Below are 23833 nucleotides of genomic sequence, written 5' to 3' on the forward strand. Positions count from 1 at the left end.
AGGATCGAACCTGTGTCCGACGACCTCTACGAATGCCATGACAAGCGTTTCCACCGCCTGATCCTGCCCAACACCCAGCTCGAGCACTTGTACGATCAGTGCCGCTGGGCCGAAGGGCCGGTGTGGTTCAACGACGGCGGGTATCTGCTGTGGAGCGACATTCCCAACCAGCGCATGTTGCGCTGGACCCCGGAGCAGGGCGTGTCGACGTTTCGCACCCCGTCGAATTTTTCCAACGGCAACACCCGCGACCTGCTGGGCAGGCTGATCACCTGCGAGCACGGCACCCGCAGCGTCACACGCACCGAACCGGACGGGTCGATCACCGTACTGGCCGAGCGATTCGAAGGTAAACGCCTGAACTCGCCAAATGACGTGGTGGTGCACCGTGATGGCGCGGTGTGGTTCACCGATCCCAGCTACGGCATCCTCACCGATTACGAGGGCTATCAGGCCGAGGAAGAGCAGCCGGGACGCCATGTTTACCGGATCGACCCGGACAGCGGTGAGGTTGCCTGCATGGCCAATGATTTCGTGCAACCCAACGGCCTGGCGTTCTCCCCTGACGGGCAGACCTTGTACATCGCCGATTCCGGTCGCTCCCACGATCCGGACGGTCCCCACCACATCCGCGCGTTCGAGGTGATCAATGGGCGGGAGCTGGGGCAGTCGCGGGTCTTTGCGGTGATTGAGCCGGGCGTGCCGGACGGCATGCGCGTGGATGTGCAGGGCAATGTCTGGACCAGCGCCGGCGACGGCGTTCAGTGCTTCGCCGCCGACGGTACCTTGCTGGGCAAGATTCGCCTGCCGGAGAAGGTCGCCAATCTGACCTTCGGCGGCCCCCGCCGCAACCGCCTGTTCATCACCGCCAACACATCGCTGTATTCGGTGTACGTGGCGGTGGCGGGGGCCCAGGTGCCTTGAGGGATGGCTCTATGGCGCGCGGCGTGTTGCGCCGCGCGCCGGTTCTTCAGAGTTTGAAGCGACCGACCACGGTGCGCAGTTCGCCGGCCAGCAGCGACAGCTCGTCCGCTGTTACCGCGTTGTCCTCGATGCCTTCCATCAACACGAAAGTGCTGTTGCGGATCTCGGTGACGTTGCGGTTGATGTCCTCGGACACGGCGTGCTGCTGCACGGCAGCGCTGGCGATCTGGGTGTTCATGCCGACGATCGACTCTACGCCTTCGTTGATTGCGCTCAGGCTTGAGGACGTCTGATCGGCCGAGGTCAGGCAATCCTGCGCCCGGTCTTTGCCCGCTTTCATCTGGTCCACGGCGGCGTTGGTCGCCAGTTGCAATTGCTGGATGATCCGCTGGATTTCTGCGGTGGAGTTCTGCGTACGGGAAGCCAGGGTTCTCACTTCGTCCGCGACCACGGCAAAGCCACGACCTTGCTCACCCGCGCGGGCGGCTTCGATGGCGGCGTTAAGGGCGAGCAGGTTGGTCTGGTCGGCGATGTTGCGGATCACTTCAATGACGCCACCGATTTCCTGACTGTGCAGCGCGAGAGCAGCGACCTTTTGCGCGCTGATGTCGACTTCGCCAGCCAGCGCTTCGATGGTCTGGCGGGTCTGCTGCATCACGCCGAGTCCTTTGCCCGATGCCTGGCTGGCCTGTTCCGCTGCACGCGCCGCACCTTCGGTGTTCTGGGCGACGTCGGCGACACTGGCGGTCATTTCGTTGATGGCGGTGGCGACCTGCTCGGTTTCGCCTTGCTGGGCGTTCATCGACACTTTGGCGCGGTCGATGGAGGCACTCAGGCGGGTGGCGGCGTCGGACACCGAGCTCGAACTGCGCTCGACCTGAGCCAGGGATTCACCGAAGGCCTGGACCATGTGGTTCAAGCCGGTGCCGATGTCGGCCATTTCGTCCTTGCCCGCCACGTTGACGCGTGCGGTGAGGTCGCCCTGGGCGATGCGGCGGGTGGCGCTCAACATCGCTTCCATGGCCTGGCGCATGGCGCTGTAAATCCCGCTGAAGGCGTAAATCAGCAGCAGGCCGGCGATGGCGAACATGGCCAGCATGGCGGCGCGGTCAACCGACTTGTCCTGAACGCGTCGCTCAAGTTCTGCGGACAGTGCTGCCTGCAAGGCGTCCTGGGCCTTATACAGCTCGGCGACCACGGCATTGCCTTTTGCCGGCAGGCCCTGGGTGGCGGTGATGGTGGTTTGCGGTGAGGCGATTAAGGTGTCCAGGTCACTGCGAAAGCTGTCCAGGCTCGCCAACCCGCTGGTGACGGGGGACTGGATGCGATCGGCGAGGGCCGGTTCTTGACGGCGCAGCAGGTTGAGGCTCTGCAGCAATTCCTGACGAATCTGGGTTTCTTGCTTGAGCAGCGACTTGAACGTGCTACGCGCGGCGTCGGTCAGCGGCTGGCCTTCGTGCAGACCGCTGGACAGACCGCGCAATTGCCCGACCACGTTGATCTGGCGCGGCAGTCGCAGGGTGCTTTGATCGATGAGGAACAGTGAGGCGTAGTCTTCGTCGAGGACCATCCCGGAAGTGGCGGACACGAAGTAGATGAAATTCAGGGTCTGGGTGAGCTGGTCGCTCCATTGATCAAACATGTTCGTCTGATCGGCCCCGGCTTTGGTCTGGCTGATCAACCCTTCTGCGCCAGAGCGCAAGCGCTGCACGCGATCGCCTGTTTCCAGTGCGACGGTAAACTGTCGGTCAGTGGCTTCCAGTTTGGTCAAGGCGTCCTGCAATTTGGACTGGTTGGCCGCGAGGTCAGGCTGGGCTGTTTGATCGCCGCTGAGCAGGCGGTTGGTCAATGCCCGTTGCAGCATCGACAGGCGAAGTACGGGGGTAACGTCCATCAGATAGCGCTGGCCGACTTGTTCGGAATGGATGTTATCGATGCTGGCGTTGAGCTGATTCAGCAAGCGCGCGCCCAGCAGGGTCAAAGGAAGCAAAACAATAATGGCGAGCAGCGCGAACTTGGCGGGAAAGCGCAGGCGGTTGGTCAGGTACACGGCAGGGGCAAGAATATTCATGCAGTTCTCACAGCCCCTTAAGTGGGGCGCTTGGATTGTTGTCGGTGAGAACGGTCCTTTTTCTCGGGTTAGAGTGCGGTGACGGCGTCTCAGGGAGGAGACGCTAGGGTTAATTGCGTGTCGCTCTGATCCATCTGTCGGCCGGAATCGTATTAACTTTATAAAAAGTTGTACAACAGAATATATTTGTACAGTTTCGGAACTGAAACGTTTAGTTGATGTCTTTCTGATATCACTTTTCTCAGCTCGGCCGAACTCTACTTTTGCCTGTGGTCGAAGCCTGTCGACCATCCGTCATGATCCCGAGCGGACAGTAGTGGCCATGAGATATCATCTAATCCGCATTTTTATAATGGAGGGCGCACGCCATGAACTGTTCGCTGGAAATTGAGCAGAAGCGCCTGTCCGCGGTTCACGCTTTGCAATGGCTCGAAACCGCACACAGCGAGGATTTCGACCGCCTGTGTCGGCTTGCCGCTGCGCACTTTCGTGTGCCGACGGTGCTGGTCTCGCTGGTGGAAAAAGACCGCCAGTGGTTTCCCGGGCGGGTGGGCTTCGAGGCGAGCCAGACGCCCATCGAACAGTCATTCTGCCGCTACACCATCCAGAATTCCGGGGTTATGGTCGTCAACGACGCCCATCTGGATCCGCGTTTTGCCGATAACGCGCTGGTGACCCGACCTAATGGCATCCGGTTCTATGCCGGGGCCCCTTTGTGTAATCAGCACGGCGATGTGCTCGGCAGTTTTTGCCTGATCGACACAGTCCCCCGCACGCTGCAACCCGACGAAGTCACTGTCCTCGAAGATTTCGCGCAACTGGTCATGGGCCAGGTCGAACAATGCCAGGTTATGCGCTACCGCCACCCGGTCAGCCGCTTGCCCAATTTGCAGCAGTTTTTGCTGGACACCGAGGGCGTTGCAGTGAGCGGGAGCCAGGTGCGGCTGATGGTGGTGATCCGCACCCAGCCGATGGCGAGCGCTGCGAATGTCAGCGTGAGCAGCAACCTGGATGAGCAGCAGACGCGTCGTGACATGGCCCACTGCCTGAGCCGCCGTCTGGATGGCATCGCTGAGCTGTATCACGTGAGCGATCAGGATTTCTGTCTGCAGATGACCTGCGACCGGTCTCAACGGGACGACCTGGTCCGCATGGTCTTGGCGCTGATCACCGAGCCTTTCACCCATCAGCAGGTCGTGGTGGGGCTGGCGTGCTGTGACGACGGTCTGAACTCCGCCGCTGCGCTCATGGGCAAAGCGACCCACGCGGCGGGGAGGGCCGTTTATCGGCAAGTGCCCTGGGCGGCCTACGACGAAGCAGAGGATTGCGCCCAGCGTCGCGCGCTGACCCTGCTCAACGAACTCGCCGAGTCATTGACCAGTGGCGACATCTATCTGGAGTACCAGCCGCGTTTCAGTCTCCAGGATGGGCGGCTGCTCAGCGTCGAAGCGCTGATTCGCTGGACCCACCCGATGCTCGGCAAGATCTGGCCTAGCGAATTCATTCCGTTGATCGAGAGCGCCGGCAGAATCAGTACCGTGACCCGCTGGGTCATCGACCGCGCGCTGACCGACCTCAGCGGCTGGATCGACGAAGACGTGCGGCTGTCGCTCAACCTGTCACCGCTGGACTTTGCCGATCTGGACATTGCGCTGACGCTGCAGAGCGCCTGCGACAGACACGGTGTTCAACCCGCACGGATCGAGGTCGAGATCACCGAAGGCGAGTGGATTCGAGCGGACAAGCGGGTCATCGCCCAGCTCACCTGCATCCGCGAGCTGGGCGTTGACGTGGCGATTGACGACTTCGGCGCGGGCTACAGCAACTTTGCCTACCTGCACGAGATCCCGGCCAACATCCTCAAGCTGGACAAATCCCTGGTCACCGACCTTGAGAGCAACCCGCGCAACCGCATCATCGCCCGCTCCGTGCTGCACCTGGCCAGCGAGCTGGGTTATCGCACCGTCGCGGAAGGCGTCGAAACCTTTCGCTGCATGAGCCTGGTGCGTGAGTTCGGCTGCGAAGAAGCCCAGGGCTATTTCCTTAGCCGGCCGCTGAAGCTGCAACAGCTCAAGCAGCAGTGCCAGAACATCGCGTTGACGTTCATTGCCGAGGTTGTCAGCGGGCGTCTGGAGGATGATCTGGTGGGTGAGATTGATATGAATCCGGTAATAGAAGCAGCGTGACGCTGACGCTTTCCCGGCTAAAGCCGGTCCCACAGTCGAGGCCAGTCCCGCAGTTGAGGTAAGGACCGTCCTACAGTCGAGGTCGCAGCCAGTCCCTCTGGATGCATGCGCTGCTTTTAGTGGGACCGGCTTTAGCCGGGAAGAGGCTGGTGTGACCACCCCCAATCTTGCGGTGTGACGCCTGACGCTTTCCCGGCTAAAGCCGGTCCCACAGTCGAGGCCAGTCCCGCAGTTGAGGTAGGGACCTCCCACAGTCGAGGCCAGTCCCGCAGTTGAGGTAAGGACCGTCCCACAGTCGAGGCCACCGCCGTGCCCCGATCAAGGCTGGTCCTACCGATCAAGCGCTATTACTCGCCCTTTACCGGCGTCGGCTGGATGATTTCGACCCAGTAGCCATCGGGATCCTTGATGAAGGCCAGGCTTTTCATGCGGCCGTCGGTCAGGCGTTTCTGGAAGTCCACGCCCAGTTCTTCGAAGCGCGCACAGGCGGCATGCACGTCCGGCACCGAGATGCAGATGTGACCGAAGCCGCGCGGGTCGGCGTTGCCGCTGTGGTAGGAAAACTCAGGGTCGTTTTCGGTGCCGTGGTTGTGGGTCAGTTCGAGCACGCCGGGGATGCCTTTCATCCAGACGTTGCGCGCCGCGTCGTCCTGCGGGATCTGCGCTTTATCCACCAGCGCCAGGAAGTAAAGGCTGAATTCCGCTTCCGCGAAGTGGCGCTTTTCCACCAGGCTGAAGCCCAGCACGCGGGTATAGAAGTCCAGGGAAGCGGTGGCGTCCTTGACCCGCAACATGGTGTGGTTGAACACGAATTGTGCGGTCGAGGCGTCCGGGGTGGCCGTGACGCCGGGGAAGGTGTTCAGATCGTGCAGACTCATGGTTGTCTCCGGGTTAACGCTAAAATGTTGCGTAATGATACGGGCTCATGGCCGACGCGCCAAACCGGTGGCGCATAAAGCCTGGCTTTCGGCTTGTGGGCAGGGGATGACCGGCTCACACTTCGCGGCTCGACATTCAGGTACCGCCCATGCATTTTTCATTGCGCTCATGCGCCCGCGTTGCTTTCTGTTTCGTGCTGATGATTCCGGGTGTCGCCTTTTCGGCAGACGCCATGATCATTTGGCCCGAAGGCTGGGAAGTTGAAGCGCTGCCCCAGCCGCCGGCGAGCGAAGGTCAGCCCGCCGTGCAAATACGACAGCGTGCGGTTAAAAACGATCAGAACGGTGATCCGGCGATGGTGGTCGAGCTGACCCAGACGCAGCTGCAGCCCGGTCATTCGGTCAACGTGCAGAGCGTGTTACTGGAAATGCGAAAGGCGGTGCAGGTCAACTTCGCCCGCGGTGGCTTTCAGAGCGTCTGCACGCGGATGAAGGACAGCACGCTCAGCGACATCCCTGCGATGGAGACCACGTGCACGATCACCCAGAACGGTAATCACGTCATGACCCAGACGCTGGTGGCGGCGGCCAGTCCGGAGTTGGCGTGGTCGTTGTCATACGCCGGCTCGGCGGAAGGCTATGCGGCCCATAAAGACGAAGTGTTGCAGATCAGGAATGGCCTGCGCCTGGGGTCGGCGCCGTAGGTCGAGGCGGGGTTCACACAAATCGCGGGCATAAAAAAGCCCGCCGAAGCGGGCATTGGGGCACTAATCCTTTAGTAGCCTCTATCCTCTACAAACCGGTGTGAAAAAAATGTGAAGCTAGCGGACCATTTAGCTGCGATGGATAAATTCATCTGTCGCGGCATGAAGGCTCATGGCCATCTTCGATGCTCATCCAATAATACTTGATGGTATTAACCGAGCTGAAGAAGCGCCACGGTCGAGCATGCTATATGCCAGCGGTGCAGTGAAAGCGATATATCACATTAAAACGAATCTGTTCAGCTAATTGTCAGGTTGAATATTAAATACAAGGCCTGCACCCGCACGCATTATTTAAAATCCGTAAGACGTTTGCCGTAATCATCAGCGTTAAAGCACTCGTTTCATTGCCATAACCCTGCACTTGCAGAGAAGCTCCGCGAGCAGAGCTTCTTCTCAATGTTGCAGGCCGTTGTTGCAGGGCCAGAGGACTAACGGCCGCGCAACCAGGAGTCAACGGATTCAGCGCCGTATTGTAATTTCCAGTTTTTCAAACCGCGATGGTTGCCGCCTTTGGTCTCGATGACTTCGCCGGTATGGGGATTCTGATAGACCTTGACGACCCGCGGACGACGGCGTTTCGGGGCCGCAGGCGTGGAGTTGGAGGCACCTGTGTGAGGGTCGAGGATGGCGATGATATCCCGCAAGGTCTTGTCGTACGTGCTCATCAGGGCCTGTAGCTGCTGCTCGAACTCGATTTCCTTCTTCAATCCGACGTCGTTCTTCAGATACTCCAGCTGGGCCAGCTGCTCCTGAAGGGCTTTTTCTGCTGCGCGAAATTCGGCAAGTCTGGACACAATGATACTCCGGCAATTAATGGCTGTTGTCAGCGCAATGCAAGCAACGATGCAGGCAACAAGACGCGCATCTGGGTCTGCTGCTTTGGGTGTCGCCACGTTCTACCTGTCCTTCACATCAGGATCAGCCGTCGGCACTAACTTCATGAGGATGAACGTTGGAATCACGACGGGGTAGTTCAGTTGTGGCGCGAGTAAATAATGCACGTTTTTTACGCGTTGTAAAATAGCGGATGACTAATTGTTAAGTGAAACATCCCGGCGGCGATAACCGGGTCTGACAAAAAAACAATAATGGGCGCTAAACGTTGTAAGTAATTTCTTATACTTTAGCGCCGTTGGAAACTATCCGTTCCTGGGGTAGCGACAAACAGCCGCCTACTTGCCCCGAGCGAAGCAGATCAGCCAGGAAGGCCTTGGGCTATGCCGGTCCGCCCCAGCGTTGAATGATCTGCTCGGCCAACGCGCCCAATTCGGGGGCCATCAGGTCTGGCACTGGCACTCCGTCGATCAGTAAGGGTGCGTTGTGCGGCCGGGTCAGTAGGGCGCCCAGGCACCCCGCAGCCTGGGCGCCTGCCGTATCCCAGAGATGACACGCCACCAGAAGCAAGTCGGCCAGTTCGACATTCAGCTCCCTGGCAACCATTTGATAGGTCTCCGGGGCAGGCTTGAATTTTTTAACGGCCTCCACACTGAAGCTGCGCTCGAAGAATGTCGCTAATCCGGCGCGCTCAAGGGGCGAAGGGGACGCACCGCTGGCCGAGTTACTCAGCGTCACCAGCCGAAAGCCCGCGTTACGCAAGCAGTCAAGTGCCGGCAGCACGTCAGGGTGCGCAGGCATGGCGCTCATCCGTGCCTGCAATTCATCTATGTCGCGGGCATCGAGGGCGACCTGATGGATAGACGCGACCATGTGCAGCGTGGCCACGCCCAATTTGCCAAACGGGGTGTAACGGCCGCACAGGGTCATCGTTTGTGAGTAGAGGATCAGGTTGGCGAACCACTCGCGCAAAATGGCTCTGTCGCCGAAAACGCGCTCAAACAGCGGCTCAAGGACGGTGATGTCGAGCAAGGTTTCATTCACATCGAAAACCAGGACCGGCGCTGATTTCTGCACTGCCATGAATATTCTCCTCTAAGGGGTGCACGCTGCTCCAGGGACGGTTTTGTCGCCTGAAGCCCGGATGTGCCGGATCGCGGAAGGTTAAGCCGATCGAAGCGGGGCGGCGTACTCATTCACATGAATCGATGGCTCGACAGGAGGGGCAGGCGTTCTTCGGCCAGTCCGAGACGTGTGCCGAATGCCCTAAAGTCCCTGCTGTAGAGCTGGGTCATCGGCGTTCAGCTGTTCCAGTTCAGCCAGCAGCACCTGCACTTTCTGCAGCTGCCCCGCGTCGGTCCAGTAGCGAATCAGCAGAATCCTCGCGCGGCGGTCGGCGGGTTGGCGCCGCAGTATTTCCTCCAGTTGACGCTGGGCGGCTTCGAGCTGGTCGAGATCGTGGAGCGCGACGGCGAGGTCGTAACGGTAACCGGTGTTGTCAGGATCCAGCTCAATGGCCCGGGTCAGCGGGAGCAGGGCGTATTCGTTCTGCTTATGACGCAATAGCCATTGGCCAAGGGCGTGTTGCGCCAGGGACGACTGGGGCTGTTTCTCCAGCCACTGGGCGAGCAGCTGGCGCGACCGATCGGCCTGGCCCTGCTGGTCGAGCAACTGCACCAACGCCAATCCGCTTTCGAGGTTATCCGGTTCCAGTTTTGTGGCCAGTTCCAGCGCCTCGATCGCCTTTTGCGGGGTGCCGTTGTTGGCGTAGAGCCGCGAGAGCGCGAGCTGGCGTTGCGCGCTAGGCGGCTGGGCGGTCAGCGCCTGTTCATATTGCTGAGCGGCTTCCTGCAAAGCGCCGTAATACAGGCCCACTTCATCCGGGCTCAACGGCAGCAGAGCCCGCACCGCGCTGAAGCGCACCACATCGTCGGGATCGTCCAGCAGCGGGCCGATCAGCATGCTGCGTTGTTCCTCCGGCAGCATGGACGTCACCGTCTGGATGGCTGCCTGCTGAACCAGCGGAGCAGGGCGCGTGAGATCGCCGCGTAGAATTTTCAGGGCCTGGGGGCCCGGGTAATTGACCAGCTCGGCGAGCAGGCCGGCCCGGCGGATTTCGGACAGGTCGGTGCGACTGAATTGTTGATACAGCACCCGCGCGGCGCCGGGCTTGCCGCCATGGGCCTGCTCCAGTGCTTCGGCGTAGCTGTGATTGACCTGCGGTGCGGCCGGCGGCGCGTGCCAGTTTCGCACCAGCATCGCCATGGCGATGACCAGCAGCAACAGCGCCAGCGCAACTGCCACCTGCCAGCGCCGTCGCGCCTTGAGCTGAGCGGGTGTGCGCCGGGAAGACGATTCAGACATATCGGTTTCCGTTTTTGCGTGTGCAGCAGCTTCGGGGAGAGACTGCCGGGTGTCAAACGCTGTGGGGAATTGATTGGCCCCTAGGCCGCTCGTACGGTGTCTATCAATGTTCCAGAAAAAAGCCCCGAACCTTGTGGGTCCGGGGCCTTCGAGAGCGGCAGATCGTGGCGGCAGATCAGCGCTGAATATCAGCTGCCGGTCAAAGGATCCCGCCGTTCATCCCATCACCTCAGGCGTTCGGCTGCCAGCCACCGCCCAGGGCTTTGTAGATGGCAACGATGCCGCGGTACAGATCGATCTCGGCCAAAGCCTGGCTGTCTTCGGCGGCCAGACGCTCGCGTTCGGCGTCCAGCAGCACGAGAAAATCAGCGGTGCCTTCGCGGTACTGGATGTTCGCCAGATTGGCCGCCGAACGACTGGCCTCACTCTGCCGCACCAGCGACACCAGGCGCTGCTGACGCTTGTCGTAGTCGCTGAACGCGTTTTCGGTTTCTTCCAGGGCCAGCAGCACTTGCTGCTCGTAGTTAGCCAGCGCGCCTTCGGCATCGGCGTTGGCGCCGCGAATCCGCGCCCTTACGCTGCCCAAGTCAAACGCAGCCCAGGTGATGCTCGGGCCGAGGCCCCACGCTTGAGCCGCGCCGGAACCGATCTGCGAACCACGGCTGGCGGTGAAGCCGAGGAAACCGCTGAGGCTGACCCTTGGAAACAGGTCAGCCGTCTGCACGCCGATCCGCGCGGTCTGCGCCGCCAGTTGCCGTTCGGCACTGCGCACGTCCGGACGGTTTTCCAGCAGTTTGGTCGGATCACCGATCGGCAGGGCCTTGGAGATCGCCGGCAGTTTGGCCGGGGCGAGGGTCACGGTCATGGCGTCCGGACGTTCGCCGAGCAGGGTGGCGATGCGGTTGCGTTCGCGGACCTGTTCGGCCTGAAGCTGCGGAATGGTCGCTTCGACTGCCGCCAGACGTGCGTCGGAACGCACCACGTCGAGCTCATTGCCGACGCCTTCGTCACGCAGTTGTGCCGTGACTCTGCGGGACTCCTGCTGGTTTTTCAGGTTGTCCCGGGCGATGTTCTCACGCAGTTGTGCGCCACGCAGCTGGCCGTAGGCGTCCACCAGCTCGGCAATCATGGTCACCTGCAGCTGATAGAGGTTCGCCTCGGCCGCCTGCTGGTCGGCATCGCTGGCTTCCAGTTCGCGCTGAATGCGGCCGAACAGGTCGAGTTCCCAAGCCATGTCCAGGCCCAGATCGTAACGTTCCTGATTGACGCGCTGTTCAGTCTGCCCTGGCACCTGGCTGCGACCGACCTGGCTGCTCGCGCGGCTGGTCACCACCGGCATGGCGTCGTTGCTGACGTCGTCCCGAATCGCCCGGGACGCCTTCAGCCGGGCGAAGGCAACGCGCAACTCGCGGTTACCCTGCAGCGATTCGGCGACCAGTTTGTTCAGGGTCGGGTCGTCGAATTGTTGCCACCAGATGGTTTCGATGTGGCTGCGGTCGTAGGCGCGCTGGGTGGCGGCCTGGATGTTGGCCGCCGCCGTTTCCGGCTTCTTGTAGTCCGGGCCGACGGCGCAGGCCGCCAGCGCCAGCACCAACAGGCTCGGCAGGAAGAGTTTTGCAGCCTTCATCAATGAGCCTCCGGGGCGGTGGTCTGAATGCGTTGAGCCTTGGCCGCCTTGCGCGCCTCTTTGCGTCCAACGTAGTTCCGAATCAGTACATAGAAGACCGGCGTCAACAGCAGACCGAAGAAGGTCACACCGAGCATCCCGGAGAACACCGCCACGCCCATGGCATGACGCATTTCGGCACCGGCGCCGCTGGAAAGGACCAGCGGAACCACACCCATGATGAACGCGAAGGAGGTCATCAGGATCGGCCGCAGACGCAGGCGGCAGGCTTCAAGCACAGCCTCCAGCGGAGTCTTGCCCTTGTCTTGCTCATCCTTGGCGAACTCGACGATCAGAATCGCGTTCTTGCACGCCAGGCCCACCAGTACGATCAGGCCGATCTGGGTGAAGATGTTGTTGTCGCTCCCGGCAATGATCACACCGGCAATGGCCGACAGCAGGGTCATCGGTACGATCAGGATCACCGCCAGCGGCAGGCTCCAGCTTTCATACAGCGCGGCCAGTACCAGGAACGCCAGCAGTACGCAGAGCGGGAAGACCAGCAACGCGGTGTTGCCCGACAGGATCTGTTGGTAGGTCAGGTCGGTCCACTCGTAGGTCATGCCGTTGGGCAGTTCTTCCTTGAGCAGTTTTTCCATCGCCACCTGCGCCTGACCCGAGCTGAAACCCGGACCCGCCGCGCCGTTGATCTCGGCGGTGATGAAGCCGTTGTAGTGCATGACGCGGTCCGGGCCAGAGGTGTTGGTGACTTTCAACAGCGTCGCCAGCGGGATCATTTCGCCGCGGTTGTTGCGCACTTTCAGCTGACCGATCTGTTCAGCGTCCTGACGGAACTGCTGTTCAGCCTGGACGTTGACCTGATAGGTCCGGCCGAAACGGTTGAAGTCGTTGGCGTACAGCGAGCCCAGGTAGACCTGCAGGGTGTCGAAGATGTCGCTGATCGGCACACCGAGGGTCTTGGCTTTTTCGCGGTCGATGGCGGCATCGACCTGGGGCACGTTCACCGTGTAGCTGGTGAACAGCGCAGCCAGTTCCGGCACGCTGCGGCTCTTGCCGATGATGTTCATCGTCTCTTTGTACAGCTCGTCGTAACCCAGGTTGCCGCGGTCTTCGATCTGCAGACGGAAACCGCCGATCGTGCCCAGCCCTTGTACCGGCGGCGGCGGGAAGATCGCCATGTAGGCTTCCTGAATCCCCGCATATTTACCGTTGAGGGCGCCCGCGATGGCACCGGCCGACTGGTCGGCTGCCGTGCGATCTTCGAAGGGCTTGAGCGTGACGAAGACGATGCCGGAGTTCGGGCTGTTGGTGAAACCGTTGATCGACAGACCCGGGAAGGCCACGGCGCTTTCAACGCCCGGTTGCTTCAGCGCGATGTCGGACATGCGCTTGATCACGTCTTCGGTGCGGTCCAGGCTCGCGGCGTCCGGCAGTTGCGCGAAGGCCACCAGGTACTGCTTGTCCTGGGCCGGCACGAAACCGGTTGGCGTGGTGGAGAAACCCAGCCAGGTCATGACGATCAGGCCGGCGTACACCACCAGCGCGACACCGCTGACGCGGATCACCCGACCCACCGTGCTCACATAACCGTTACTGGCCTTGACGAAGAAACGGTTGAACGGCCGGAACAGCCAGGCCCCAAACAGCTTGTCGAGGAAGCGTGAGAAGCCATCCTTCGGCGCATCGTGAGCGCGCAGCAATACCGCCGCCAGGGCAGGCGACAGGGTCAGGGAGTTGAAGGCCGAGATCACCGTAGAGATGGCGATGGTCAACGCAAACTGTTTATAGAATTGCCCGGTCAGGCCGGAGATGAACGCCGCCGGAATGAACACCGCACACAGCACCAGGGCCGTGGCGATGATCGGGCCAGTCACTTCGCGCATGGCGATCTGTGTGGCCTCCATCGGTTCATGGCCAAGCTCGATGTTCCGCTCGACGTTCTCCACCACCACGATGGCGTCGTCCACGACGATACCAATCGCCAGTACCAGCCCGAACAGCGACAGCGCGTTGAGGGAGAAGCCGAACAGGTGCATGACCGCGAAGGTACCGATCAACGACACCGGCACGGCGGCCAGCGGGATGATCGAAGCACGCCAGGTCTGCAGGAACAGAATCACCACGAGTACGACGAGGATCAGCGCTTCGAACAGCGTGTGAACCACCGCCTCGATGGAGCCGCGCACGAAGATCGTCGGGTCATAGACGATGCTGTAGTCCATGCCTTCCGGGAAGTTCTTCTTCAGCAGTTCCATCTCGCCGCGCACTTCGTTGGAAATGTCGATGGCGTTGGAGCCCGGGCGCTGGAAGATCGGGATCGCCACCGCCGGCTGGTTGTTCAGCAACGAACGCAGCGCGTACTGGCTGGAACCCAGTTCGACGCGGGCGATGTCTTTGACCCGGGTGATTTCGCCGTTGTCGCCGGCGCGCACGATGATGTTCTCGAACTCTTCTTCAGAGACCAGACGGCCCTGGGTGTTGATCGACATCTGGAAGCTGGTGGCGCTCGGGGAGGGCGGTGCGCCCAGTTGACCGGCGGCGACCTGGCGGTTCTGCTCGCGAATGGCGTTGACCACGTCGGTCGCGGTGATGTTGCGCGAAGCGGTTTTGTTCGGATCGAGCCAGACACGCAGCGAGTAGTCGCCCATGCCGAACAGCTGCACATCGCCGACGCCGTTCAGGCGTGCCAGCTCATCCTTGATATTGAGGACCGCGTAGTTGGACAGGTACAGCATGTCGTAGCGCTGATCCGGTGAGGTCAAGTGGACCACCATCGTCAGGTCAGGCGAGGCCTTGTCCACGGTGATACCGATGCGCGTCACTTCTTCCGGCAGCTTTGGCTCGGTCCGGGTGACCCGGTTCTGCACCTGCACTTGCGCGGTGTCGAGGTTGGTCCCCAGCGCAAAGGTGATGGTCAGGGTCAGCTTGCCGTCGGCGGTCGCCTGGGAGGACATGTAGAGCATGTTCTCGACGCCGGTGATCGCCTGTTCCAAAGGCGCTGCGACGGTTTCGCCGATCACTTTCGGGTTGGCGCCGGGGAAGTTGGCGCGCACGACGACGGTCGGCGGCACGACTTCCGGGTATTCACTGATGGGCAGCTGGAACAGCGAGATCGCGCCGGCGATCAGGATCAGCAGCGAGAGCACCGCCGCGAAGATCGGCCGCGTGATAAAGAACTTGGAGAAATTCATCGAGTGTGTCCCTTAACCGCGTGGCGTGGCGGAAGCAGCCACCTTGGCGTCCAGCTTCGGCTGGGCCTTGGTTTGGTTGCTGGCTTCGAGCGCCTGGCGTTGTTGTTGCAATGCGGTGAGTGTTTCGGCGCTGGCCATCGGTGTGTCCTGCGGGTCAACTGGTGAACCCGGACGCACGCGCTGCAGGCCGGTGACGACAATGCGGTCGTCCTTGGTCAGGCCGCTGCGCACGATGCGCAGGCCTTCAAGCTTCGGCCCCAGATCGACGCTGCGGTAGATCGCCTTGTTGTCCTTGTCGACCACCAGCACGAATTTCTTGCCCAGGTCGGTGCCGACCGCTTCGTCCTTGATCAGCATGGCCGAGTAGGTGCCGCTGCCGACCAGCTTCAGGCGTGCGTACAGGCCCGGGGTGTATTCGCCCTTGCTGTTGTCGAACACGGCGCGGCCACGGATGGTGCCGGTGCGCGGATTGACCTGGTTGTCGACGAAGTTCATCTGACCCAGGTGCGGGTTTTCGGCTTCGTTGGACAGGCCCATGTACACCGGCGTGGTCGCGCCGCGTTTGCCGTCGCGGGCCAGCTGGTTGTACTTGAGGAACACGCGTTCGTCGGCGTCGAAGTAGGCGTAGACCTTGTCGGTCGAGACCAGGCTGGTGAGGATGGTCTGATCGGCGGTGACGATATTGCCGGCGGTTATTTCCGCGCGGCTGACGCGGCCGGTGATCGGCGCCGTGACGCGGGTGAAGCTCAGATTCAGACGCGCCAGGTCAAGCTGCGCCTGGATGGCCGCAACGGCGGCTTTCGATTCCTGGGCGGTGGTGGTCCGTGAGTCGGCGAGTTCGGCGGAGATCGCATTGTTGGTGCGCAGGCGTTCGCCGCGCTGGGCTTCATTGGTGCTGCGCTGGGCCGCGGCCCTGGACTGCTGAAGCTGGGCTTCCAGACGATGCACTTCGGCTTCGAACGGGCGGGGGTCGATCTGGAACAGCAGGTCGCCTTTCTTCACCAAAGCGCCGTCAGTGAAGGCAACCGAATCGATCTGACCGGAAACACGCGGGCGAACCTGAACGGTTTCCGGCGATTCCAGGCGGGCGGTGACTTCGTCCCACTCGTTGACCGGTTGCTCGATCACCTTGGCCACATTGACTTTCGACGCCGCCGGCGCAACCGTCGCTTCAGGCGTCCGGCCGCACGCGCTGATGACCACGAGGGTCAACGCGGCGAGGGGATAGCGCAAAGGAGTTAAAGACTGAAGCATGGGAGAATCCGCCGATGTTATTGAGATGGGCGGATAATGTTCTCGGGGGTGTTATTGCACGAATCGAATGACGCGAAGGTAACTATCATTCGTAATGATGTTCGGCGTAATAAAAGGTCTGAAATCGATAGTCTGCACCGTCATGCAGCATAAGCCTGTTTTACCTGGATCCGCGGTGACTTAGTAGGACCGGCTTCAGCCGGGAAGGGGGCGGAATGAACACCCTCACATTTGCAGGGTGATCGCTGATTCATTCCCGGCTAAAGCCAGTCCCACTCATGCACGTCCCGCGTTTCAGGCCCCAAACACGGAGGATGTGCGCAATCGAAAGGGGCAGATCAAAAAAGAGCGTGGACTCGGCATAGGCCAATGATTAGAATCATTCTCATTTGGCGCATCCATCGCTCAAGGCTCTTGTCATGGTTGACACAGCGACGCTAACTCCGCGGACCCTGCATTCCCTGTACCGCGACCACCACGGCTGGCTTGAAAGCTGGCTGCGCAAGCGAATGGGCAATGCCTGGGATGCTGCGGACCTGAGTCAGGATACTTTTTTACGAGTGCTTTCCAGCTCGCAACAGATCGCCGATCTGCAGGAACCACGTGCGTATCTGTTGACCGTGGGCAAGCGCCTGCTCAGCATTTCTACACGCGGCGCAGTCTTGAGCAGGCCTATCTGGAGGCGTTGGCCCGGTTGCCTGAGGACAGCGTGCCTTCTCCCGAACAGCGCTGGCTGCTGCTGGAAACCCTGCAAGCACTCGACGAGTTGCTGGACGGTCTGCCGGCGCCGGTACGCCGGGCATTTCTCTTGAGTCAGCTCGAAGGCCTGGGCTATCGCGACATTGCCCAGCGCCTTGATGTGTCCGAGCGCACCGTCAAGCGCTACATGGCGCAAGCTTACGAGCACTGCCTGCTGGTGGATTGGTGAGTCGTTCGGCACCCTCTAATGAAGAGCGCGAGGTGGTTCGCAGCGCTGCACGATGGCTGGCGCTGCTGGAATCCGGCAGTGCCAGTGAGGAAGATCATGCCGAGCTGCAGCACTGGCGCGACAGTGCGGTTAACAACGAGCGCGCCTGGCAAAAGGCTCAGCAACTGCGCCAGCGCTTTTCGGCCTTGCCGGCCAATCTGGCGATGGCGACGCTGGACCGTCCCGACGAGGCTCGACGCGCCGCGCTGAAAAGCATATTGGGCGTTGTCGTACTGGCTCCGGCGGTATGGCTGTTGGGACGTCAGTTACCGCTGGAGGTCTGGCGCGCCGACCTGCACACCGCCATTGGTGAACACCAGCGCCTGACCCTGGCCGATGGCAGTGTCCTGCAGCTGAACACCGACAGCGCCGTCAATGTCGATCTGAGTGCCCGGCAGATAAAGCTGATACGCGGAGAAATCGCACTTAACGTGCCGGGCAGCGCGCCTTTGACTATCGAGGGTCCATACGGTCGTATCGTGCTCAGTCAGGGTGAAGTCTGCGTGCGTTTGGACGAGAGCGACTGCCGGGTCTCGGTGGTCCGCGGCTCGGTGCAGGTCCAACCGTTGCAAGGCCCTGCGCTGCTTTTGCAGGCGCAACAGCAGATCAGCCTGTTAAGAAACGGAGCAGGGCCGGTCACCGCCTTCGACGCCATGCTGCCTGGCTGGCGTGACGGCGTGCTGACTGCGCAGAATCAGCCGTTGGGTGATTTTCTGCGAGAGCTCGGTCGGTACCGCCCCGGCCTGCTGCGCTGGGAGCCCGAGCTTGAAGCATTGCGGGTAACCGGCAGTTTCCAGCTCGATAACACTGACCGGGTCCTGTCACTGCTGGCAGCCAGTCTGCCGGTAGAGATTCACAGGCGCACCCGCTACTGGGTCACCCTGGCCCCCCGAAAAAACACACCCGCAAAAAATAGTGCGTGAAGCCTGTCCCTTTTTTTCGTCCCACTGGTCATTCCAGGTAGTGAACAAAATGACGAGAGCTTCCCTTTATGTCCGCAGTATCTTCCCATCGTTTGCGGCCGCTGCTGCATTTCAGTCTGTTGCTGACCCTGAACTCAACGCCTCTGTTCATCTCGACCAGCTGGGCCGACACCGCGCACAGGCGAGCCTATGAGGTGCCCGCTGGCACGCTGAGTGCCGCGCTCACCCGGTTTGCCGGACAGGCCGGCGTCAACCTGTCGGTAGACCCTGCGTTGGTGAACGGACGCAACAGCGCCGGGCTGTCGGGCGACTTCGCAGTCGAAGAAGGCTTTGCGCAACTGTTGCAGGGCACGGGCCTGCAACTGGTGTCCGTGGGCGATCAGGCGTACACGCTGATTCCTGCCGTTGAAAGCACGAGCATGCAGCTGGCGCCGACGTCGATTATCGGCGACGGCGGCGCCACAGACGGTCAGGAATATGCAGGCGGTCAGGTCGCGCGCAAAGGCTCGCAAGGCATGCTCGGCTCGCGGGATTTCATGGAAACGCCGTTCAGCATGACCACCTACACCCAGGAGGCGGTGAAAAACCTGCAGGCCCGCACGTTGGGCGACCTGATTGCCAGTGATCCGTCGGTGCGCTCCACCAACCCGGCGGGCGGGCGTTACGAGCAGTTCACCATTCGTGGTTTCAGCCTGTTCAACAGTGACGTTTCCTACAACGGTCTTTACGGCATTCTGCCCACCTACACCATCGACATGGAAATGGCCGAGCGGGTCGACATCCTTAAGGGCCCGAGCCAGATGATCAACGGCATCTCGCCCCGCGGCAGTGTCGGCGGCGGCATCAACGTGGTGCCGAAACGGGCAACCGACAAGCCAATCACCGAATTCACCACCAGCTATGCGTCTAAGGGGCAGGTCGGCACCGCTGTGGACGTGGCTCGCCGGTTCGGTGAAGACGACAGGTTTGGCATCCGCTTCAACGGCGTGAAGCAATCTGGCGATACCGAGTGGGACCACCAGAGCGTCGACCGCGAGATGGCGGTGCTGGGGCTGGATTTCCGCGGCGAGCGTTTGCGCCTGTCGACCGATATCGGCCACACCGAACGTGACACCGACGCACCCCAAGAGCGTGTGCAAGTCGGTGCCAATGCCAAAGTGCCCGACGCCAAAGATGTGCGCGACAACTATGCGCAGGCCTGGAGCAAGGCGCGCACCCGGGACACCTTCGGGACGGTGAATGCCGAGTACGACGTCAATGATTCGGTCATGCTCTATGGCGGGGTCGGTGCGCGCAAAAGCAACCACGAGTTCCTGCGCCATGGGGTGTCGGTGACCAACAATGCCGGCGACTTCAGCGTGCAACCCCGCGACTTTACCCGTGACGAAAATGTCCGGACGGCCAACGCCGGGGTGCGCAACTGGTTCCACACCGGCCCGGTCAGCCACGAGGTCAATCTGGCTGCCAGCTATTTCTACATGGACTTCGAGAACGGCGGCGCGCGTTATGCGTCCTCGCCCAGCAACCTGTACGACCCGATAGAGACGCCGACTCCGGTCAACCCGACTCGATCCGACGCCAGGGTCTACACCGAAAACCGTTTCAGCGGTGTGGCCTTGACCGACACCCTGGGTTTCTTCGATGACCGCCTGCTGCTGACACTCGGTGCCCGCTGGCAGCGGGTCAAGGTTGATGACTGGACTGACAACGTCAAGGGCGACACCGCCTACGACGAGGAGAAGGTCTCGCCTTCAGGTGGCATTCTGTACAAGGTCACTGATGACTTGTCGGTGTACGCCAACTACATGGAAGGCCTGAGCCAAGGCAAAATCGCGCCGTCTACCTCGATTAATGAAGACGAGATATTCCCGCCGTTCGTCAGCCGTCAGCTCGAAGTCGGTGCCAAGTATGACTTGGGATCGTATGCGTTCACTGCCAGTGTGTTTCGTATCAAGCAGCCGGCTTACGAGACCAACGCCACGTCGAGGGTCTTCGGCGCCAATGGCAAACGTCAGAATGACGGCGTCGAGCTGACGATGTTCGGTGAACCCCTCAAGGGCTTCCGCCTGCTGGGCGGGGTGATGTACATCGACAGCAAACTCGCCCACACCGTCAACGGTCAGTTCGACGGCAACCGGGCGCCTGCCACGCCCGAATACAATGCCAACCTGGGTGTCGAGTGGGACGTGCCGCAGGTCAAGGGCCTGACCCTGACCGGCCGGGGTATCTACACCAGTTCGCAGTATCTGGATCAGGCCAACAGCAAAAGCATCGATTCTTCCGAGCGGTTCGATGCAGGTGCGCGCTACGCCTTCAAGGTCGACCAGAAGGACATCACGCTGCGTGCCAATATCGAAAACATCATGGACAAGCGTTACTGGGCCTCCGCGGGCGCCTCGGATGACAGCGAGCCCGGCCTGACGCTGGCCACTCCCAGAACCTACCTGCTGTCAGCAACCATCGGTTTTTGAATGCAGTTAACCGCCCGGATCAACGCTGGGCGAAGACGAGGCTCGCGCCCGGCACATTGCCCCATTGCTGAAGCAGATATCTCCGGTGCCAATGCTCGAAGCGTTGTTCGAATTCTAAATCCATTAAAATGTGTCCTAAGCCCATAAATCTGCCATAAGCCCCATCAAGATGGAGTTACAGGCGTTGAAGTCATTAAAGAGCTGGCCCATACTGGCTCGCATCAATGGCAGACGGACTGTGCGCCCTCATGTTGGATTTAAGCTTCAGCAAGCCCGGTGAAATCGTCAGTCGCCTCTGCGTCCGATTGCGCGCCGAGCGCCTTGCGCTGGAGATGACCCAGGCCGACGTCGCCAGTCGCGCCGGCGTGGGCGTCAATACCGTTTCCAATCTCGAAGCCGGGCGCAATGTCAGCTTCGAAAATCTGGTCCGCGTCGCCATGGTCCTCGGCCGAACCAGGGAGCTGGAAGGGCTGTTCATGCCCAGGCTCGACAGCCTGGATGACATTCGCCGCTACGAAGCCGCTGCCGAGCGCCAACGTATCAGGAAGTCGGGCGATGCTTGAGCAGGTCGAGGTGTATTACAACGGCTGGGACGAGCGCTGGCTGTGGGGCACATTAGTGTCGACGACGGCCATCACCGGGCGTCCGCAGATTGTCTTCGAGTACAGCGACGAGGCGAGGTCCAGAGGCCTGGAGCTGTCGAGTTACACGCTGCCGCTGGAGGGGCCGCGCCTGCGCCGTGGATTCGCCGCCCACCAGCTTGGTCTGCCGGGGCCGGTCTACGACGCGTTGCCGGATGGTTGGGGCATGCTGCTGATGGACCGCTTGTTCAGGCGTCGTCAGCTCAATGCGGCGCGCATCGGGCCGCTGGAGCGGCTGGCCTACATCGGGAATACTGCCATGGGTGCGATGTCGTTCGAGCCTGTCGCCCCCGAGGGACTGGAGGCCCAGGCCCATGTGCCCATCGAGTTGCTGGCCGCGGAGATTCAGGAAGTGGTCCAGGGTGACGGCGGAGAATTCCTGCACACGTTGATGCTGGTTGGCGGCTCGCCCCAGGGCGCACGGCCCAAGGCGCTGGTCTACCGCGATCCCGAAACAGGCGCCTTCACCACCGCCGCGACACCGGGTTTCGAAGCCTGGCTGATCAAGTTTCCGGCCAAAGGCGAGCACGCCGAAGTCTGCGCCATCGAGATGGTCTACGCCCACTGCCTGCGCTTATGCGGCATCAAAACGCCCGACACTGAGCATTTCGTATTGCCCAACGGCCTGGCAGCATTCGCCAGCCGACGCTTCGACCGCATCCAGGGCAAGCGAGTACCCATGCAAAGCCTCGCCGCGTTCACCGGCGCGGACTACACCTCGCCGGGATCGCTGGACTACGTCAACTTCCTGCGCGCGACGCAACTCTGCACCAACGACGTCCGCGAGAAAGCCATCGCCTTCGAGCGCGCCGTGTTCAATATCGCGTTCAACAATCGCGACGATCATCCGAAGAATTTTGCCTACCTCATGTCGGCGTCCGGCACCTGGACGCTGGCGCCGGCCTACGACGTGACCTTCTGCGAGGGACCGGGGGGATATCACCAGATGGACGTGCTGGGAGAGGCGCTGGCGATTGATCGAAAGGCGATGCTCCGGCTTGCGGATGAGGCCGAGGTGTCAGCGGAGAACGCGGGCAGGGTGATTGACGGAATTTGCGATGTGGCGAGTCGATTTGCGGAGATCGCCGAGCAGACCAGCCCCGGCTTGATCACTCCGGCAACCGTTGTGATGCTGCAGGCGCGGATCGACGAAAACGTCGCGTTATTGCGCTGATAAATGCTACACCCGACATCGGCTTTCCGGTGTGACGTATGGCGCTTTCCCGGCTGAGCCGGTCCTACCGGGATACGCGGTGCTTTTAGTGGGACCGGCTTTAGCCGGGAAGAGGCCGGCATGAATGTCCTCACATCTGCAGCATGACCATTGACGCACTCCCGGCTAAAAACGGTCCTAACGGGATACGCGGTGCCTTTAGTGGGACCGGCTTTAGCCGGGAAGAGGCCGGCATGAATGTCCTCACATCTGCAGCGTGACCATTGACGCATTCCCGGCTAAAACCGGTCCTGCTCATGCGCGCGGTATGTCAGTGGGTACCTGTTTGCTATCGATACTCGCAGCAGGTCTGACAACGTTGCACAATCAGAAATGGTGAGTTGAGTTTTCTGGTGATTCACGGTCTTCATTGTAGGCAATAGGCTTCATCATGAATCCACTCATGCAGGGCTTCCAATGACTTCCGCCGATTCCGTCAACTCCTCGAACAGCAAGCCCGGCGTCAGCCGGCGCAGCATTTTGCAAGCGTCCGCGGTTGGAGCGGCGTCTGCCGTCGTCGCATCATTTGCCAGCACGGCCTCGGCCGTCTCACATCCTTCCCGCCGGAGCAGCGGCGCCGGGTCCGACGATGCCTTCCGTGTCAGGTTTCTCACGCAAAAGGTCGGCGATGTCGAGGTGTTCTACCGCGAAGTCGGAGAGAAAGATGCGCCAGTGCTCTTGCTGCTCCACGGTTTTCCGAGCGCCAGCCATATGTTCCGCAACCTGATGCCGCTGCTCGCCAGCGAGTACCGCCTGATCGCGCCGGACTTGCCTGGTTTCGGCAACACCCAGGTGCCGCCGCGAGGCCAGTTCGATTACACCTTCGACAACCTCTATAAAGTGGTCGAGGGGTTCACCGAGGCCCTCGGGTTGAAGCGGTACGCGCTGTACATCTTCGATTACGGGGCGCCCATCGGCCTGCGTCTCGCCGCCGCGAACCCGGAAAAGGTCACGGCCCTCATCAGCCAGAACGGCAACGCCTACCTTGAAGGTTTCAGCGATCAGTGGGACCCGTGGCAGGCCTATTGGCGTGATCCTTCGCCCGTCAACCGCGAAGCCTGTCGCCCCTCGCTGTCGCCCAAGACTATCCGCGAATGGCAATACGGCACGGGTTCTGATCCCGAGAAGCTTTCCCCCGACGGCTACAACCTGGACATTTATTACATGTCGCGACCCGGTGCAGAGGAAATACAGCTGGACCTGATTCTCGATTACCGCAGCAACGTGGCGGCCTATCCAGCGTTCCAGGCGTACTTGCACAAGCACCAGCCACCCTTGCTCGCGGTGTGGGGCAAGCACGACCCGGCCTTCATCCCGCCGGGCGCGCAAGCGTTTCGCAAGGACATCCCGAGTGCCGAGGTGCATCTGCTCGACGCCGGACACTTTGCACTGGAGACCCATGCGCCGGAGGTTGCGCAGTACATTCGGGATTTCCTGTCGCGAAAGCTGCAGGCGTAACGACGCCGGTCATGCCCCGTTGGAGGTGCAATGACCGGAGCATTTCGCGGATCAGCTGTGGGGC

16 protein-coding genes and 1 pseudogene are annotated in these 23833 nt (G+C 61.2%); 9 read left to right on the forward strand and 8 right to left on the reverse strand.

The window, feature by feature from the left end; translation table 11 throughout:
- The first annotated feature begins 12 nt into the window (after positions 1-12).
- Positions 13-924: an SMP-30/gluconolactonase/LRE family protein gene (locus tag ACYAR8_RS17945; protein ID WP_074889505.1), complete on the forward strand. Its 912-nt coding sequence runs from the start codon at positions 13-15 to the stop codon at positions 922-924.
- Between the two features lie 46 nt (positions 925-970).
- On the opposite strand, the gene ACYAR8_RS17950 is transcribed toward ACYAR8_RS17945, so the two are convergent.
- Positions 971-2995, reverse strand: a complete 2025-nt coding sequence (locus ACYAR8_RS17950; RefSeq protein WP_463580591.1) for a methyl-accepting chemotaxis protein — start codon at positions 2993-2995, stop codon at positions 971-973.
- Positions 2996-3363: 368 nt separating this feature from the next.
- On the opposite strand from ACYAR8_RS17950, the gene ACYAR8_RS17955 reads away from it, so the two are divergent.
- The gene (locus ACYAR8_RS17955) at positions 3364-5181 is read left to right on the forward strand and encodes a sensor domain-containing diguanylate cyclase (protein ID WP_463580592.1); all 1818 of its coding nucleotides are present in this window, start codon (positions 3364-3366) and stop codon (positions 5179-5181) included.
- A gap of 347 nt (positions 5182-5528) precedes the next feature.
- Here the strand turns inward: ACYAR8_RS17955 and gloA are convergent, their stop codons facing one another.
- Complete coding sequence (gene gloA / locus ACYAR8_RS17960; protein WP_074889496.1) at positions 5529-6059, reverse strand: lactoylglutathione lyase; 531 nt, start codon at positions 6057-6059, stop codon at positions 5529-5531.
- 200 nt (positions 6060-6259) lie between these two features.
- Here gloA and ACYAR8_RS17965 point away from each other — a divergent pair, with 200 nt between their 5' ends.
- A complete protein-coding gene (locus ACYAR8_RS17965) occupies positions 6260-6763 on the forward strand; it encodes a DUF4946 domain-containing protein (RefSeq protein ID WP_245760055.1) in 504 nt (167 codons plus the stop codon).
- A gap of 491 nt (positions 6764-7254) precedes the next feature.
- Here the strand turns inward: ACYAR8_RS17965 and ACYAR8_RS17970 are convergent, their stop codons facing one another.
- From ACYAR8_RS17970 to mexE, 6 genes are all read right to left on the reverse strand, one after another.
- On the reverse strand, positions 7255-7620 hold the full coding sequence (locus ACYAR8_RS17970) for a histone-like nucleoid-structuring protein, MvaT/MvaU family (protein WP_074889491.1): 366 nt from the start codon (positions 7618-7620) through the stop codon (positions 7255-7257).
- Positions 7621-8041: 421 nt separating this feature from the next.
- The gene (locus ACYAR8_RS17975; RefSeq protein WP_074889488.1) at positions 8042-8743 is read right to left on the reverse strand and encodes a haloacid dehalogenase type II; all 702 of its coding nucleotides are present in this window, start codon (positions 8741-8743) and stop codon (positions 8042-8044) included.
- Positions 8744-8926: 183 nt separating this feature from the next.
- Positions 8927-10024 carry a tetratricopeptide repeat protein gene (locus ACYAR8_RS17980; protein ID WP_463580593.1) on the reverse strand — a complete coding sequence of 366 codons (1098 nt, stop codon included), beginning with the start codon at positions 10022-10024 and terminating at the stop codon, positions 8927-8929.
- 229 nt (positions 10025-10253) lie between these two features.
- Positions 10254-11651, reverse strand: coding sequence for an efflux transporter outer membrane subunit (locus tag ACYAR8_RS17985; RefSeq protein WP_463580594.1), 1398 nt, complete (start codon positions 11649-11651; stop codon positions 10254-10256).
- A complete protein-coding gene (locus ACYAR8_RS17990) occupies positions 11651-14842 on the reverse strand; it encodes an efflux RND transporter permease subunit (RefSeq protein WP_074889479.1) in 3192 nt (1063 codons plus the stop codon). The genes ACYAR8_RS17985 and ACYAR8_RS17990 overlap by 1 nt, the downstream gene beginning before the upstream one ends.
- 12 nt (positions 14843-14854) lie before the next feature.
- A complete protein-coding gene (gene mexE / locus ACYAR8_RS17995) occupies positions 14855-16096 on the reverse strand; it encodes a multidrug efflux RND transporter periplasmic adaptor subunit MexE (RefSeq protein WP_463580595.1) in 1242 nt (413 codons plus the stop codon).
- Positions 16097-16515: 419 nt separating this feature from the next.
- On the opposite strand from mexE, the pseudogene ACYAR8_RS18000 reads away from it, so the two are divergent.
- From ACYAR8_RS18000 to ACYAR8_RS18025, 6 genes and pseudogenes are all read left to right on the forward strand, one after another.
- Positions 16516-17024, forward strand: a pseudogene (locus ACYAR8_RS18000) (sigma-70 family RNA polymerase sigma factor).
- Positions 17021-17986, forward strand: a complete 966-nt coding sequence (locus ACYAR8_RS18005; protein ID WP_463580596.1) for a FecR domain-containing protein — start codon at positions 17021-17023, stop codon at positions 17984-17986. The pseudogene ACYAR8_RS18000 and the gene ACYAR8_RS18005 overlap by 4 nt, the downstream one beginning before the upstream one ends.
- Before the next feature lie 68 nt (positions 17987-18054).
- The gene (locus ACYAR8_RS18010; RefSeq protein ID WP_463580597.1) at positions 18055-20457 is read left to right on the forward strand and encodes a TonB-dependent siderophore receptor; all 2403 of its coding nucleotides are present in this window, start codon (positions 18055-18057) and stop codon (positions 20455-20457) included.
- 248 nt (positions 20458-20705) lie between these two features.
- Complete coding sequence (locus tag ACYAR8_RS18015; RefSeq protein WP_074889692.1) at positions 20706-21020, forward strand: helix-turn-helix domain-containing protein; 315 nt, start codon at positions 20706-20708, stop codon at positions 21018-21020.
- Positions 21013-22272 (forward strand): type II toxin-antitoxin system HipA family toxin, encoded by a 1260-nt coding sequence (locus tag ACYAR8_RS18020; protein ID WP_463580598.1) that lies wholly within the window; start codon positions 21013-21015, stop codon positions 22270-22272. The genes ACYAR8_RS18015 and ACYAR8_RS18020 overlap by 8 nt, the downstream gene beginning before the upstream one ends.
- Positions 22273-22728: 456 nt before the next feature.
- Complete coding sequence (locus tag ACYAR8_RS18025; protein WP_463580599.1) at positions 22729-23769, forward strand: alpha/beta fold hydrolase; 1041 nt, start codon at positions 22729-22731, stop codon at positions 23767-23769.
- Positions 23770-23833 lie beyond the last annotated feature (64 nt).

The organism is Pseudomonas sp. HP_01, assembly GCF_055284355.1.

Excerpts from the sequence above, each read along its gene's own strand:
- ACYAR8_RS17975 (WP_074889488.1), bottom strand. The coding sequence starts at position 8,743 with ATGGCAGTGCAGAAATCAGCGCCGGTCCTGGTTTTCGATGTGAATGAA.
- mexE (WP_463580595.1), bottom strand. The coding sequence starts at position 16,096 with ATGCTTCAGTCTTTAACTCCTTTGCGCTATCCCCTCGCCGCGTTGACC.
- ACYAR8_RS17980 (WP_463580593.1), bottom strand. The coding sequence starts at position 10,024 with ATGTCTGAATCGTCTTCCCGGCGCACACCCGCTCAGCTCAAGGCGCGA.
- ACYAR8_RS17985 (WP_463580594.1), bottom strand. The coding sequence starts at position 11,651 with ATGAAGGCTGCAAAACTCTTCCTGCCGAGCCTGTTGGTGCTGGCGCTG.
- ACYAR8_RS17950 (WP_463580591.1), bottom strand. The coding sequence starts at position 2,995 with ATGAATATTCTTGCCCCTGCCGTGTACCTGACCAACCGCCTGCGCTTT.
- ACYAR8_RS18010 (WP_463580597.1), top strand. The coding sequence starts at position 18,055 with ATGTCCGCAGTATCTTCCCATCGTTTGCGGCCGCTGCTGCATTTCAGT.
- gloA (WP_074889496.1), bottom strand. The coding sequence starts at position 6,059 with ATGAGTCTGCACGATCTGAACACCTTCCCCGGCGTCACGGCCACCCCG.
- ACYAR8_RS17990 (WP_074889479.1), bottom strand. The coding sequence starts at position 14,842 with ATGAATTTCTCCAAGTTCTTTATCACGCGGCCGATCTTCGCGGCGGTG.
- ACYAR8_RS17955 (WP_463580592.1), top strand. The coding sequence starts at position 3,364 with ATGAACTGTTCGCTGGAAATTGAGCAGAAGCGCCTGTCCGCGGTTCAC.
- ACYAR8_RS18015 (WP_074889692.1), top strand. The coding sequence starts at position 20,706 with ATGTTGGATTTAAGCTTCAGCAAGCCCGGTGAAATCGTCAGTCGCCTC.
- ACYAR8_RS18025 (WP_463580599.1), top strand. The coding sequence starts at position 22,729 with ATGACTTCCGCCGATTCCGTCAACTCCTCGAACAGCAAGCCCGGCGTC.
- ACYAR8_RS18020 (WP_463580598.1), top strand. The coding sequence starts at position 21,013 with ATGCTTGAGCAGGTCGAGGTGTATTACAACGGCTGGGACGAGCGCTGG.
- ACYAR8_RS17965 (WP_245760055.1), top strand. The coding sequence starts at position 6,260 with ATGATTCCGGGTGTCGCCTTTTCGGCAGACGCCATGATCATTTGGCCC.